The sequence below is a fragment of the Streptomyces glaucescens genome (assembly GCF_002154375.1).
Lineage (GTDB): Bacteria > Actinomycetota > Actinomycetes > Streptomycetales > Streptomycetaceae > Streptomyces > Streptomyces glaucescens.
This window is the reverse complement of sequence record NZ_MUND01000328.1, coordinates 16,451-30,431: the sequence shown is the minus strand read 5'-3', so window position 1 is coordinate 30,431 and position 13,981 is coordinate 16,451. Positions and strand designations below refer to the sequence as shown.

Genomic DNA, 13,981 nt, shown 5'->3' with positions numbered 1-13,981 from the left:
CCGCACCCGCGCCCTGGTGGCCGTCTTCGGCCTGATCGCCCTGTGCACGGCCTACGGCGAGGGCGGGGCGGGACGCTCGCGCCGGGTCGCCCGCCCGTCGTCGGCTCCGGCGGCCTCGGCGGTTCCGCTGCTTCCGGCGGTCCCGGCGGTCCCGGCGGTCCCGGCGGTCCCGGCGGCCGGCGGCGCAAGAGCGTCGGTGCCGCGAGGGCGGTGACGAGCAGACCGGTCAGGGTCAGGCCCAGCAGGTGCCGGGTGGGGGACAGCGCACCCGCCACCAGTGCGCCCAGGCCGGCGCCGATCATGCCGCCGAGGCTGAACGCGGCGTGGAAGCTCGGCATGATCGGCCGGCGAAGGGCGGCTACCAGCTCGACCGCCGCGCTGTTGAAGGCGACGTTGATCCCGCCGTAGGCCGCGCCGAAGACCAGCAGCACCGCGCCGAGTGCGAGCGCGGAGTGGGTGAGCGGGGGCAGGGCGACACTGAGCGAGAGCAGGACCGCGCAGGCGACGGTGACCTGGTGGTTGCCGAACCGGCGGCACAGCCGTCCGGTGAGGATCATCGTGACGACCGCACCGGCGGAGACACCGAGCAGGGCGAGGCCGAGGGTGCTGGGCGAGGCGCCGGTCTGCTCCTTGATGGCGGGGATGCGGACCACCCATCCGGCGAAGATGAAGCCGTCGAGGGCGAAGAAGACGGTCAGGGCTGCGCGGAGCCGGGCGAGGTCGCTGTGGGGACCCGGCACGACGCTGTGCGAACGGGTTTTGTTTATTTGCGGCACAAAGTCAGGGTAGGAGCGCACCGTGCCCGGGGCAAGGGGTGGCGGCCCCGCCGTCCCGGCCGCGCTTGTAACGCGCGCATGGCACCGTCACGACAGTGCCGTTGCAGTGCCGGCGAAGCCACCGCACCTGTCTTGACCGGCTTTTGACCCCTCGTTACGTTCGGCGGTATGCGGATCTTCGATCGCTTCTTCCGGCGGCGGGCCATTGACCTGATGCGCGTCACCACCGCGGTGTGTAGCTGAATTCCCCACCGCGTCGGTCACTCCTTTCCCCGTCCCGTTTCGCTCGCTCCCCGAAGGCGTCAATGATCCCTCGTATACGCATGCCCGGAATCAGGTCCGCGGCCGTCGGTGCCGCGCTGTCCTCCCTTTTCCTCCTGACCTCGTGCGCGGACGGCAGCGGATCGGCCTCCGTCGGAAAGGACGTCTCCGGCGAGAACATCGCGGACACCGTCTCCCCGGACACCTCGCTCACCGTCGGAGCACCGGAACTCAAGGTCGCGCTGGAACTGTCGGGCCAGATCGACAAGATCCCCTTCGACGTCGAATGGGCCAACATCAGCGGTGGCCCGAAATGCTCGGAGGCCTTCCGGGCGGGCGCCCTCGACGTCTGCTCGGCCGCCGACATCCCGGCGATCAACGCCCACTGGACCGGTCTCGACACCAAGCTGGTCGCGGCGAAGTTCCACAAGGACCCGCTGCGGCACCCGATCTACGAGCTGGGCATCGCCCCCGGCGCCGGCATCAGGACCCTCGCCGACCTGCGCGGGAAGAAGATCGCCTACAGCCCGGGGCAGGCCCAGGGCGCGCTGGTGCTGCGCATCCTGGAGAAGGCCGGACTCACTCAGGACGACGTGCAGCTCGTCGAACTCGCCAGCACCGACGACGTCTATCCCACGGCCCTCGGAAACCGCCAGGTGCACGCCGCGCCCATCGGCGGCGTCAACATCAAGCGCTATCTCGCGAAATACGGCGAGGACGGCGCCACCACCATCCAGCACGGACTCCGTGACGACCCCGAGCACCTGTGGGCACTCACCGATTCCGTCACCGACCCCCAGAAGGCCGCCGCCATCCGCGAACTCATCGCCTTCTGGGCGCGGGCCCGCGTCTGGATCGACGAGCACCCCGAGGAATGGGTCCAGGGCTATTACGTAGAGGACCAGGGGCTGAGCCGGGAGGACGGTGAATACCTCGTGGCGCGGGCCGGCCACCCGGACATCCCGGCGGACTGGACGGAGGCCATCCAGCGTCAGCAGCGGACCATCGACCTGCTGGCGAAGGAACAGAAGCGGCCGGCCTTCGAGGCGGACGTTCTCTTCGACCGCCGTTTCGAGCCGGTGGGCGCCGCCGCCCTCGCCGCCGAGGGGAAGGACTCATGAGCGCCACCGCCTTCGACCGGCAGACATCACCGGCCGCGCGGCGGACCCCGGCCACCGCCCTCCGCCGCGCGGGTGGTGGCCCCACCGGCAAGCGGCTCGGCCCCGGCCGCCCCCTGCCGTACGGCTGGGCGGCCGGCCCGCTGCTGCTGCTCGCCCTGTGGGCGGGCGGCTCCGCGGCCGGTCTCCTCGACGCCCGCAGCCTGCCCGCACCGTGGACGATCGCGGCCACGACGGGCGACCTCCTCGCCGACGGCAGACTCCAGTCCCACCTCGCCACCTCGGCCCAACGCGCCCTCCTCGGCCTGCTGTTCGGCGTCGCGGGCGGACTGCTGCTCGCGCTCGTCGCCGGGCTCAGCCGGCTGGGCGAGGCCGTGATCGACGGCCCCGTGCAGATCAAGCGGGCCATCCCGTCACTGGCGCTGATCCCGCTGCTCGTCCTCTGGCTCGGCATCGGGGAGACGATGAAGGTCGTCACCATCGCGCTCGGTGTGTTCGTACCGGTCTACATCCACACGCACAACGGACTGCGCGGCATCGACCAGCGCTACGCGGAGCTGGCCGAGACCGTACGGCTCGGCAGGCTCGGGTTCGTCCGCCATGTCGTGCTGCCCGGCGCGCTTCCCGGCTTCCTGCTCGGCATGCGCTTCGCGGTGACCGCCGCGTGGCTCGCCCTGGTCGTCGTCGAACAGGTCAACGCGACCAGCGGCATCGGCTACATGATGGAGCTGGCACGGACGTACGGACAGACCGATGTGATCCTCGTCGGCCTCGTGGTGTACGGCCTCCTCGGGCTCCTCTCCGACGCCCTGGTGCGGCTCGTGAAGAGGAGGGCCCTGTCATGGCGGCGCACCCTGGCGGGCTGACCGCGGCCCGGGAGCAGGACGGTACGACCGGGCAGGCCACCGTGCGGATCGAGAACCTGGTGCGTTCCTTCGGCGAGCGCCGGATCCTGGACGGCCTCGACCTGACGATCGCCCCGGGCGAGTTCGTGGCCCTGCTGGGCCGCAGCGGCTCCGGCAAGAGCACCCTGCTGCGGGCGCTCGCCCGGCTCGACGACGACGTGGCGGGGAGCGGCTCGCTCGCCGCCCCCGACCACCTCTCCGTCGTCTTCCAGGACGCCCGGCTGCTGCCCTGGAAACGCGTGCTCGGCAATGTCGTCCTGGGCCTGACCGCACCGGACGCCGAGCAGCGCGGCAGGGCGGCCCTCGCCGAGGTCGGACTCGCCGGCCGCGAACGGGCCTGGCCGGTCGAGCTGTCCGGCGGGGAGCAGCAGCGTGTCGCGCTCGCCCGCTCCCTCGTACGGGAACCGGGACTCCTGCTCGCCGACGAGCCGTTCGGCGCGCTCGACGCGCTGACCCGGATCAGGATGCACACCCTGCTGCGCCGGCTGTGCGAGCGGCACCGGCCGGCCGTTCTCCTCGTCACCCACGACGTCGACGAGGCGATCGTCCTCGCCGACCGGGTGGTGGTGCTGGACCGGGGCCGGATCGCCGCCGACCTCCCGGTCGGACTGCCGGCTCCGCGCCGCCACGGCGGCGCCGGGTACGCGGCCCTGCGGGAGCGACTGCTGGTGCGGCTGGGCGTGGACCCGGCGGGGGAGGGGGGCGAGGCATGACCGAGCGACGGCAGCTGCGGCTCAACCTGTTCGTCTACCCGGGCGGCCACCACGAGGCCGCCTGGCGCCACCCCGGCACCGACCCCGGCCGCCTCCTGGACATCGGCTTCTACCAGGAGCTGGCCCGGACCGCCGAACGCGCCACGTTCGACGCGGTCTTCCTCGCGGACGGCCCGTCCCTCGCCGACAATGTCCGCTACGCCAGCCGCTTCCGGCTGGAGCCGTTCACCTGGCTGGCCGCCCTCGCCGCGGCGACCGAGCGGATCGGCCTGATCGCCACCGCCTCCACCACGTACACCGAGCCGTACAACCTGGCCCGGCTCTTCGCCTCCCTCGACCATCTCAGCGGGGGCCGGGCCGGCTGGAACATCGTCACCACCGGCGCACCCCAGGCCGCCCGGAACTTCGGCCTCGACGCCCACCCGGCGCACGCCGAACGCTACGACCGCGCCCACGAGTTCGTGGATGTCGTCAGCAAGCTGTGGGACAGCTGGGACGACGAGGCGCTGATCGCCGACCAGAAGACCGGCGTGTTCGCCGACACCGACCGGATCCGCCCCATCGACCACGAGGGCCGCCACTTCAGGGTGCGCGGACCCCTGAACACACCCCGCAGCCCGCAGGGCCGGCCCGTCTACGTCCAGGCGGGCTCGTCCGAGGACGGCCGGGCCTTCGCCGCCCGGCACGCCGAGGCCGTGTTCACCGCCCACCAGACACTGCCGAACGCCAAGGAGTTCCACGCCGACATCAAGTCGCGGGCGGCAGCGCTCGGCCGGGACCCGGACCGCCTGCTCGTCCTGCCGGGCCTGAGCCCGTTCATCGGCTCCACCGAGGCCGAGGCGCGCCGGCTCCAGCGGGAGTTCGACGAACTCACCCAGCCGGAGTACTCGCTCGACCTGCTGCACCGGCTGCTCGGCGTCCGGCTCACCGCCGACCGACTCGACGATCCCGTCCCGCGCGAGCTGATCGAGACCCACGGCGAGCGGGGCAACGGCAGCCGTTTCCAGCTGGTCCTCGACATCGTCGAGCGGGAACGGCCCACCGTCCGCCAACTGCTGCACCGCCTCGCCGGAGCGCGCGGCCACCAGGTCGTCGCGGGCACCCCGGAGCAGATCGCCGACCACATCCAGGAGTGGTTCGAGCACGGAGCGGCCGACGGCTTCAACATCATGCCGCCCTGGCTGCCCGGCGGCTTCGACCTCTTCGCCGAACACGTGGTGCCACTCCTGCGGACCCGCGGACTCTTCCGCTTCGCCTATCAGGGCACCACCCTGCGCGATCATTACGGCCTGCCGCGTCCCGCCGGCCGGGCCGCCGTACCCACCTCACCGAAGGACACCGCATGAATACGCCGAGAACCCGCTCCGCCCTCGTCGCCCTGGGCGCGGCGGCCCTGCTCACCACCTCCGTCGCGGTCCCGCAGGCCACCGCGGCCGACCGTACCTCCACGGCTCTCACCTGGTACGACGCCACGGCCGAGACCGTCGCGGCGGTCGGCGCGCCCACGCAGGTCACCAACAGCCGTACCTGGGCCATCGGCTGGCTCGCGGCGGCCCGGGCCACCCGCGCCGTGCCCGCGGGCGTGGAGCGCGGCGCCTACCAGGAGGCGGCGCTCGCCGCGGCCGTGCACCGCGCCCTCGTCGCCCTCGCGCCCGGCCGGACCGAACAGCTCGACGCGAAGCTCCGGACGACCCTCGACGTGATCCCGGACGGCCCGGCGGAGCAGCGCGGCGCCGCCGCCGGACGGCGCCAGGCCGACCTCCTCCTCGCCGCGCGGGAGGGCGACGGCCTCGACCCCGCCTCGGTGAACGCGCCGTACGCCGTGCGGCCCGCGGCGCCAGGCGTCTGGCAGCCGACACCGCCCGCGTACGCCCCGGCCACCCAGTACGGCAACCGGCTCGCCGAGCCGTTCGCGCTCACCAGCCAGCGCCAGTTCCGGCTCGGCCCGCCCCCTGCGCCGGACTCCGCCCGCTACGCAGCCGACCTCGCGGAGGTCCGGGCGTACGGAGCCGCGGACAGCACGGTGCGCAGCCCGCACCAGACGGAGACCGCCGCCTTCTGGTACGGCTCCTCCCTCACCCTCTACACGGAGCCGCTCCGCGTGGCGCTGTCCCGGACGGAGCAGGGCATCGCCGGGCAGGCGCGGCTGGTCGCGCTCTTCCACGTCGCGCTGGTGGACACACAGATCGCCACCTCCGACAGCAAGTACGCGTACGAGCGCTGGCGTCCCGTGACGGCGATCCGCACCGGATCCGTCGACCCGGACCCGGAGTGGACGCCGCTGCACAACACACCCGCGCACCCGGACTACCCGAGCGGCCACACCACCTACTCGGGTGCCGCCGAGGCCGTGCTGTCGACGCTCGCCGGGCCGAGCACCGCGCCGTTCGACCTGACCAGCCCCACCGCGCCCGGCGTGACCCGGACGTACACCACCTGGAAGCAGCTGTCGGACGAGAACGTGGACGCCCGTGTCCTCTCCGGCATCCACACCCGCAGCGCCGACGAGGCGGGCATCACGCTGGGCAAGAACGTGGCCCGTCACACGCTGCGGAACGCGGCGAGCCTCCTCGCCGCTGGCTAGCGACAGCCCCGCCGGTGACACCCCGTCGGCGGGACCCGCGACCGCGGCGCGCGCACGCCCGTCCGGTGCGCGTACGCCGTGGAAAGCAGGCGCGGTTACTCCCGCCGTCAGACGCCCACGGCACCGCGGCCGGGCAGCGTGGGAGACGTGACACTCAGCCGACCCGCACGCCGGGCCCTCCTCGTCGTCCACGTGACCGCCTCCGCCGGCTGGCTCGGGCTCACGCTCGGGCTGCTCGCCCTCGGCATCGCCGCGACCACCAGCGGTTCCGCGCAGGCCGTGGCGGCCTCCGTGCGGAGCATGAAGCTCTTCGCCGACTGGCTGCTGCTCCCCGCCGCGTTCCTCACCCTGCTCAGCGGACTGGTGCTCGCCCTGGGCACCGCGTGGGGGCTGGCGCGGCACCGATGGGTGTACACCAAGTTCTGGCTCACGCTGGCCACGACCACCGCGACGGTCCTCGCCCTGCGACCGGGGGTGACCGAGGCGGTCGCCGCCGTCTCCGGCGGACGGCCGCTGCCGGACGCCGGGGACGTGCTCCTCGGCCCGGTCGTCTCGCTGTCCGCGTACGTCTTCATGACGGCGATCTCGGTCCTGAAGCCGTGGGGCCCGACCCGGCGCGGCCGGAAGCGGCGGGCGGGTTCCGGCCGGACCCCACCGGCTGCCGGGCGGGTGCGGCAGCCGGTCTGACCGGTCTCAGGGACCGGCCCGGGTCACCGGCTGCCGGTCCAGTTGTGGGCCACGTCCACGACGACCCGGTCGGCCGTCTGCGTCACCCGGAACGGCAGCCGGGCGCGGAGACCGAGCCCGAGCTGGCTCTCGCCCTCGAAGCTGCCCGCGAAGCGGGCGTCGCGGAAGGTGCGGTATCCGGTGAGGTCCACGCCCGGGAGCGGGCGTCCGGCCCGGCCGGGATAGGTGGGCGCACCGGTCTCGGGGTCGTAGGCGGGTGCCATGACCCGGATCTCCAGGACGGCCTTGCCGGCGACCGGGACGGGACGCCCGGAGCCGTCCTGATGGAGACGTTCGACGTAACCGACCCGGTAGCCGACGCCCTTGCCCGCGCCGGGGACGTCGATGACCAGCCGGTCGTAGCAGGCGTGCCGGCCGGCCCTGACGTTCGTCAGCGGCTCCGTCGTACCGGCGCCGCCGGTCTTGGCACGGCTGCCCCAGCCGGTGGGGCAGGCTGCGGTGGTCTGGGTGGTGGTGGATGCGGTGGCCTGGGCCGGTATGGCCGCCGCCGTCAACGTGGTGCCGATGAGGGCGGCTGTCGCCCATGCTGTTCGTTTTCGCGCCATTGCGTCCCCTAGGGGCATTCGCTGTCCGATATCAGGTGAGACAGTCGGGTTCCCAGAATGGTTGCACTCTCCCCCCGAGGAAATGGGAAAGCGGCCGTGCGCCCGACCGGTGGGTCGGGCGCACGGCCGCTGCCGCGTGCCCCGATCAGGCGCCGGGCGCCGGGTAGGTCGGGTACTCCACCCCGGAGACGTGCTGCACGACGCGGATGACCTGGCACGAGTAGCCGAACTCGTTGTCGTACCACAGGTAGAGGATCGCGTTGTCGCCGTCGACCTTGGTCGCGCCCGCGTCGACGATCGAGGCGTGCCGCGAGCCGATGAAGTCGCTGGAGACCGCGTCGGGCGCCGTGGTGAAGTCGATCTGGCGCTTCAGCGGGGAGGTCAGCGAGACGTTCCGCAGGTAGTCGAGGACCTCCTCGCGGGTCGTCTCACGGCCGAGGCGCAGGCTCAGGATCGCGATCGACACGTCCGGCACCGGAACCCGGATGGAGCTGCCGGTGATCGGCGCCTTGAGGTCCGGCAGGGCCTTGGCGACGGCCGAGGCGGCACCGGTCTCGGTGATCACCATGTTGAGCGGCGCGGACCGGCCGCGGCGGTCGGCCTTGTGGTAGTTGTCCAGCAGGTTCTGGTCGTTGGTGAACGAGTGGACGGTCTCCACGTGGCCGCGCAGCACGCCGAACTCGTCGTCCATGGCCTTCAGCGGCGGGACGATCGCGTTGGTGGTGCAGGAGGCGCAGGACAGGATGTTCTCGTCCGGCTTGATGGTGTCGTGGTTGACGCCGTGCACGATGTTCGGGACGTCGCCCTTGCCCGGCGCGGTCAGCACGACCTTGTCGATGCCGGGGCGCAGGTGCTTCGACAGGCCCTCGCGGTCGCGCCACTTGCCGGTGTTGTCGATGAGGATGGCGTTCTTGATGCCGTACGCCGTGTAGTCGACCTCGGAGGGGTCGTTGGCGTAGATCACCTTGATGGTGTTGCCGTTGGCGACGATCGTGCCGGCTTCCTCGTCGACCGTGATCGTGCCCTGGAACTGGCCGTGGATCGAGTCTCGGCGCAGCAGCGAGGCCCGCTTCACGAGGTCCTGCTCACCGCCGCCGCGCACGACGATGGCACGCAGCCGCAGGCCGTTGCCCGAGCCGGACTTCTCGATGAGCAGCCGGGCGACGAGGCGGCCGATGCGGCCGAAGCCGTACAGGACGACGTCCCGGCCCTCGCGCCGCTCGATCTTGTTGGCGCCGGTGGCGCCGGCGACGGCCTCGGCGGTGAACTCCTCGATGGACAGTCCGCGGTCGTCGGCCTTGTAGGTGGCGGCGAGCATGCCGATGTCGATCTGGGACGGGCCGAGATCGAGCGCGGTGAGCGCCTGAAGGAACGGCATCGTCTCGGTCACCGACAGCTCCTCGCCGGCGATCTGCCGGGCGAAGCGGTGGGTCTTGAGGATGCTGACCACCGACTTGTTCACCAAGGAGCGGCTGTGGAGGAGGACGGTGACGTCCCGCTCCCGGTGCAGCTTCCCGATGATCGGGATCATCGACTCCGCGATCTCCTCGCGGTTCTTCCAGTTCGTGAACGAGTCCTCGTTGACAGTCACAGATCCATCTTTCGAGCTAGGTGGCGCTCAGATGATAACCATGCTCCGTTCGGGTGATCGGAGGGGGGTCGCCCGAGCCGGTCGCCCGGTCGTCCTCCAGGGCCCTCTTCACCCGGCTCGACGGCGACCACGACCTCCGCGCGCCGGCGTAACGGCGCTGTCGGGCAGCGACCGGCCCCCCGGCGCCGCGCGCGCTGACCGCCTACGACGGCCCCGGTGCCGCTGTTCCGGGTGTCGCTCCAGGTGCACGACCGGGACGCCCTGGCGGAGCGGCTGGTGAACCACGGGACCGTCACCGGGTACGTCCACACCCCGCCGCTCGACGACTGTGCGGGCGCCGAGTCCACCGAGCCGTCCCCCGACCCGTCGGCCGCCCGCTGGTCCGCATTCCCTGCGCTGCCGCCGGCCCGCTGCCGGTCCGCGCGCTCACCACCGCCCGACCGGGGGGCAACAGTCATGCCGGGCCCGGAGGCCAGCGGCCCTCTTGCAGGACCGCGAAGAAGATAACGGGGCGGGCACCGCGGCCCGCCCCCCGGTCCTCGACCCGGTCCTCACGGTCCTCGAACCGGCTCTCGACCCGGATCTCGCCCCGTCACCGGACGCCGCTCACCGATCCGGACCGATCGACGAGACACCCCTAGGGCAGCACTACCAGGGTGTCCCCGGCGGGGCGCTCGCCCGTGGGGTCGCTGGGGTGGCCCTGGAGCTCGTCGCGCACGACCATCGCCGTCGAGCCGCCGCCGTCCAGGTTGATCGCGTGGACCGCGCCGAGTCCGCGCATGACCTCGGCGGTCTCGGTGATCGACAGGCCGGCGCTGTGGCCGGGCCGGCGGCCGTCGACGGTGAGCAGGAGAAGGCGCCCGTCCCGCGTGACGCCCGCCGCGGTGCGCGGATTGCGGCGCAGATACCAGTCGTTGTACATGCCGGCGCGGTCCGCGCCGTCGATGTCCTCGGGGCTCCATCCGTCCCGCACCGGGTCGAGGACCGGCTTCCCGTCCCGCAGCAGGAGAGGGCCGCCGTTGACGACGGAGGTGTCCGGGGTGAGCGTCAGCGGGGTCCGCGTCTCGGCGTCCACCACGGTGCCGCGCACCGTCAGCGGGGCACCGATCCCGGCGTGGGCGCGCAGCCACTCGGCTCCGCTTCCGGTGCCCTGGAGCACGGTGCCGAGCGGGGGGACGGGGCCGCCCAGGCCCTCCCGGACCGCGGTGACCCGGCCGTCGGCGTCGAGGGTGGCCTGGAAGCCGGGGCCCTCCGGGGCGGCGGTGCCGAACGCCGGGGTGACGGCGATCAGCTCGTCGGCGTTGCCGCAGGTGTAGTCGTGCGCCGGGCGGGAGAACGGGGTGGCGTTCCCGACGCCGCCGCAGTTCACGATCAGACCGGGCCGCCGGTTGAGGCCGGTCACCTCGCGCGAGGCGCCGTCGGCCGTGGCGACCGTGATCCGGGTCTCGACCCGGCGGATCGAGGCGTTCCGGCCGGAGCCGGTCGGCACGATCAGGGCGGGCCGACCGTTCACGGCCTCCGAGACGAGGTCACCGCCGATCACCGAGACACCGGCGGGATCGCCGTCGGTGCCGGCCACCCAGCTGCCGGGGGTGTGCTTGTCGCCGCCCATGACGAAGTAGCCGGCGTTGACCGCGGCGAGGGCGCCGGTGCGCCGCGCCACCGAGCTGGTGGTCTCGCGGCCCGGCACGATCCCGGTCGCCAGCTCGGACCGCAGCCGGCCGCGGAAGCGCGCCGGGTCGACCACGAGCACGTCCAGCGACCAGGGGCCGGTCGTCGTGTGCCCGTCCTCGCTGGTGTGCTGGACGCTCCCGGGCAGCCCGCGGGCCGCGATCTCGTCCTTGGCCCGGTCGGCGGCGGCCCGGTCGGCGTACCGGCCCACCCGCACCATCCAGCCGAGCGGCCGGTCGGCGGGCCCCTGCGGGTCCGGCCCGGCGGTGCGGTCCCGCCGCGGCGCGTAGCCGGCGGCGCGGACCTTCCGCTCCAGCTCGGCGGCCTCCGCCTCGCTGGTCGCGACCCCGATCGTCACGGTCCAGAAGTCGTCCGCCGACTTCCTGCCCCGCTCGATCGCGATGTGGCTCACCCCGGGCGCCAGCTCCCGGGAGGTCCGGGTCTCGTCCAGCGTGGCGGCGCCCAGCGGCAGCTCCTCGGCGGCCGTCGCGTCGGTCTGCGGCGCGGCCGACCGGTTCTCCACCGTGGCGGCGAGCGCGGCGGCGGCCACACACGCGCCCGTCGTCCCGGCGATCAGCCAGCGGCGTACCGTTCGGCGTCTCATACAGCGTGCCCTTTCAGCTACGGAGAGTCAGCTCTGACCGTGCACGCCGCGCGCGTCACCCAGGCGGCGGCCACCTCGCCGCGGGATGGCGGAAGAGTGGCCGTACGGAGGCGACGGCGCGGTGCGCGCACGGTTCATGGGCGATCCGTGGTCCGGGGCACGCGAGTGGTCGTCGGAAGCGATGCATTTCGGCCATGATCGGCCGACGTATCATCCCATAGGAGCGCCCTCGCCTTCACCCGAGGGGTCGCGGGTCCGGACCGGTCCTGCCGGGTCGGCGGGCCGTGTGACCAGCGCCTGTCCGGCGCAAGGGTACGGAGCGGAGGCCTGTCGCGGGGTGTCGGCGCCCGCCGCTGTGCCTCTGATCGGATCGACCGGATCGCGTCCTTGATCGGCAGTCGTGCCGGTCGCGAGCGCGGCCCGCACCGGGTGGTACGGCCCCGGACACCGGGCGGGCCGCTCGTCCCCCTCCGGCGACCGCCGCCGCGCGATGCCGGCTCCGGCCGGATCGGTCACCGTGTCCCCGCCCGGGCGGCTCAGCCGAGGGCGCGGTCCAGGTGGAACGCGGCGCTGATCAGGGCGAGATGGGTGAAGGCCTGCGGGAAGTTGCCCTGCTGGTCGCCGGTATGGCCGATCTCCTCGGCGTACAGGCCCAGATGGTTGGCGTAGGTGAGCATCTTCTCGAACGCCAGCCTCGCCTCGTCCACCCGGTCCGCGTGCACCATCGCCTCGACGTACCAGAAGGAGCAGATGGAGAACGTGCCCTCGTCGCCGCGCAGCCCGTCCGGGCTGGCCTGCGGGTCGTAGCGGTAGACCAGCGAGTCCGACACCAGCTCCTCGGTCAGCGCGTCGAGCGTGGACAGCCACTTGGGGTCGGTCGGCGCGATGAACTTGGTCAGCGGCATCATCAGCACCGCCGCGTCCAGCACCTCACCGCCCTCGTACTGCACGAACGCCTGCCGCTTCGCCGACCAGCCGCGGCTGTGGATCCGCCGGTAGATGGTGTCGCGGACCTCCTGCCAGCGGAGCAGGTCCGCGGGGAGTCCGCGCCGGATGGCCATCCGGATGCCCCGCTCGATCGCCACCCAGCACATCAGCCGCGAGTACAGGTAGTTCTTCCGGCCGCCCCGGGTCTCCCAGATCCCCTCGTCCGGCTGGTCCCAGTGCGCGCACACCCAGTCGACGAGCGCGCAGACGTCGTCCCACTGGGCGCTGGAGATGGGCCGCGCCCACTTGTCGTACAGGTAGATGGAGTCGAGGAGCGCGCCGTAGACGTCCAGCTGGAGCTGTTCGGCCGCCGCGTTGCCGACCCGGACCGGGGCGGAGCCCTGGTGCCCCTCCAACTGGGGCACCTCGCGTTCCGTCAGGTCGGTGCGGCCGTCGATGCCGTACATGATCTGCAGCGGGCCGGAGGCCCGGCCGTCGCCCGGGCTGACGTGCCGGGTCACGAAGTCCATGAACGACTCGGCCTCGCCGCTGAAGCCCAGCCGCAGCAGCGCGTACACACAGAACGCGGCGTCGCGCACCCACACGTACCGGTAGTCCCAGTTGCGCTCGCCGCCCGGCTGCTCGGGCAGGCTGGTGGTGGGGGCGGCGACGATCGCGCCGGTCGGCGCGTAGGTGAGCAGCTTCAGGGTGAGTGCCGAGCGGTGCACCATCTCCCGCCAGCGGCCCCGGTACCGGGACTGGGACAGCCACCGGCGCCAGTACGCCACCGTGGTCTGGAACTCCTCCTCGGCCTCCATCCGGGGGCACCGGCGCGGCGCCACCTCGCCACCGACCTGGTCGAGCGCGAACACCGCCGACTCGCCCTCGGCGAGCTTGAACTCGGTCCGCGCGTCCGGCCCGTCCGTCTCCAGCGGCACGGTCGCGGTGAGCGCGAGCGTCAGCCCGGCCGACGCGAAGACCGCCACGCCGTCGTCCATGCGCAGGGTGTGCGGCTGCGCGCCGAAGTCGAAGCGGGGCGCGACGCGCGCGCGGAACACCACCGACCCGCGGACGCACACCACCCGGCGGATCAGCCGGTGCCGCTCGGCCTCCGCCCGCTCGCCGCGGATGGGCATGAAGTCCTGCACCTCGCCCACGCCGTCCTCGGTGAAGAAGCGGGTGATCAGGACGTTGGTATCGGGGAAGTAGAACTGCTTGGTCTTCGCCGGTCCGGCCGCCGACAGCCGGAAGGCGCCGCCGCGCTCGGCGTCCAGGATCGAGGCGAAGACGCTCGGGGCGTCGAAGGCGGGACAGCAGTACCAGTCCATGGTGCCGTCCGTGCCCACCAGGGCCACGCTGCGCAGATCGCCGATCAGCCCGTGCTCGGCGATCGGCAGGTACCGCGCGTCCGCGGAGCCGCCGTCCCTCGATGCCTCGGCCATCGCCGCCTCCCTCGAACGGTTAGCCAGCGCGGTTCCAGCTTAGGGCGGCGCGGATCGCCGGGCCCCCGGAGCCGACCGGTCCGGGACGGGAAGCGGC

Annotated in this window: 11 protein-coding genes; 6 read left to right on the top strand and 5 right to left on the bottom strand. The window is 73.0% G+C overall.

The features are described from left to right. Window positions 1-740: MFS transporter (locus CCN42_RS21765; protein ID WP_143661979.1), on the bottom strand; the 740-nt coding region annotated here is incomplete at its 3' end. A gap of 359 nt (window positions 741-1,099) precedes the next feature. Here CCN42_RS21765 and CCN42_RS21760 point away from each other — a divergent pair. The 6 genes from CCN42_RS21760 to CCN42_RS21735 all read left to right on the top strand — a co-directional run bounded on the left by CCN42_RS21760 (window position 1,100) and on the right by CCN42_RS21735 (window position 7,044). Beyond that, window positions 1,100-2,158, top strand: coding sequence for an ABC transporter substrate-binding protein (locus tag CCN42_RS21760; RefSeq protein ID WP_245877403.1), 1,059 nt, complete (start codon window positions 1,100-1,102; stop codon window positions 2,156-2,158). Beyond that, the gene (locus tag CCN42_RS21755; protein ID WP_086738031.1) at window positions 2,155-3,021 is read left to right on the top strand and encodes an ABC transporter permease; all 867 of its coding nucleotides are present in this window, start codon (window positions 2,155-2,157) and stop codon (window positions 3,019-3,021) included. The genes CCN42_RS21760 and CCN42_RS21755 overlap by 4 nt, the downstream gene beginning before the upstream one ends. Further along, window positions 2,997-3,773 (top strand): ABC transporter ATP-binding protein, encoded by a 777-nt coding sequence (locus CCN42_RS21750; protein WP_086738029.1) that lies wholly within the window; start codon window positions 2,997-2,999, stop codon window positions 3,771-3,773. Before CCN42_RS21755 ends, CCN42_RS21750 begins: the two co-directional genes overlap by 25 nt. Beyond that, window positions 3,770-5,119 carry an LLM class flavin-dependent oxidoreductase gene (locus CCN42_RS21745; RefSeq protein ID WP_086738027.1) on the top strand — a complete coding sequence of 450 codons (1,350 nt, stop codon included), beginning with the start codon at window positions 3,770-3,772 and terminating at the stop codon, window positions 5,117-5,119. Before CCN42_RS21750 ends, CCN42_RS21745 begins: the two co-directional genes overlap by 4 nt. After that, window positions 5,116-6,357 carry a vanadium-dependent haloperoxidase gene (locus tag CCN42_RS21740; protein ID WP_086738025.1) on the top strand — a complete coding sequence of 414 codons (1,242 nt, stop codon included), beginning with the start codon at window positions 5,116-5,118 and terminating at the stop codon, window positions 6,355-6,357. Before CCN42_RS21745 ends, CCN42_RS21740 begins: the two co-directional genes overlap by 4 nt. Before the next feature lie 147 nt (window positions 6,358-6,504). Then, entirely contained in the window at window positions 6,505-7,044 is a 540-nt protein-coding gene (locus CCN42_RS21735) for a DUF2269 family protein (RefSeq protein ID WP_086738023.1), read from the top strand. Window positions 7,045-7,067: 23 nt separating this feature from the next. On the opposite strand, the gene CCN42_RS21730 is transcribed toward CCN42_RS21735, so the two are convergent. From CCN42_RS21730 to CCN42_RS21710, 4 genes are all read right to left on the bottom strand, one after another. Continuing rightward, on the bottom strand, window positions 7,068-7,649 hold the full coding sequence (locus CCN42_RS21730; RefSeq protein ID WP_086738021.1) for an AMIN-like domain-containing (lipo)protein: 582 nt from the start codon (window positions 7,647-7,649) through the stop codon (window positions 7,068-7,070). Window positions 7,650-7,794: 145 nt separating this feature from the next. Next, window positions 7,795-9,240: a glyceraldehyde-3-phosphate dehydrogenase gene (locus CCN42_RS21725; RefSeq protein WP_086738019.1), complete on the bottom strand. Its 1,446-nt coding sequence runs from the start codon at window positions 9,238-9,240 to the stop codon at window positions 7,795-7,797. Window positions 9,241-9,877: 637 nt separating this feature from the next. Continuing rightward, on the bottom strand, window positions 9,878-11,515 hold the full coding sequence (locus CCN42_RS21715) for a phosphodiester glycosidase family protein (RefSeq protein WP_086738015.1): 1,638 nt from the start codon (window positions 11,513-11,515) through the stop codon (window positions 9,878-9,880). Window positions 11,516-12,051: 536 nt separating this feature from the next. Continuing rightward, the gene (locus tag CCN42_RS21710; protein WP_086738013.1) at window positions 12,052-13,884 is read right to left on the bottom strand and encodes a glycoside hydrolase family 15 protein; all 1,833 of its coding nucleotides are present in this window, start codon (window positions 13,882-13,884) and stop codon (window positions 12,052-12,054) included. Window positions 13,885-13,981: the final 97 nt, after the last annotated feature.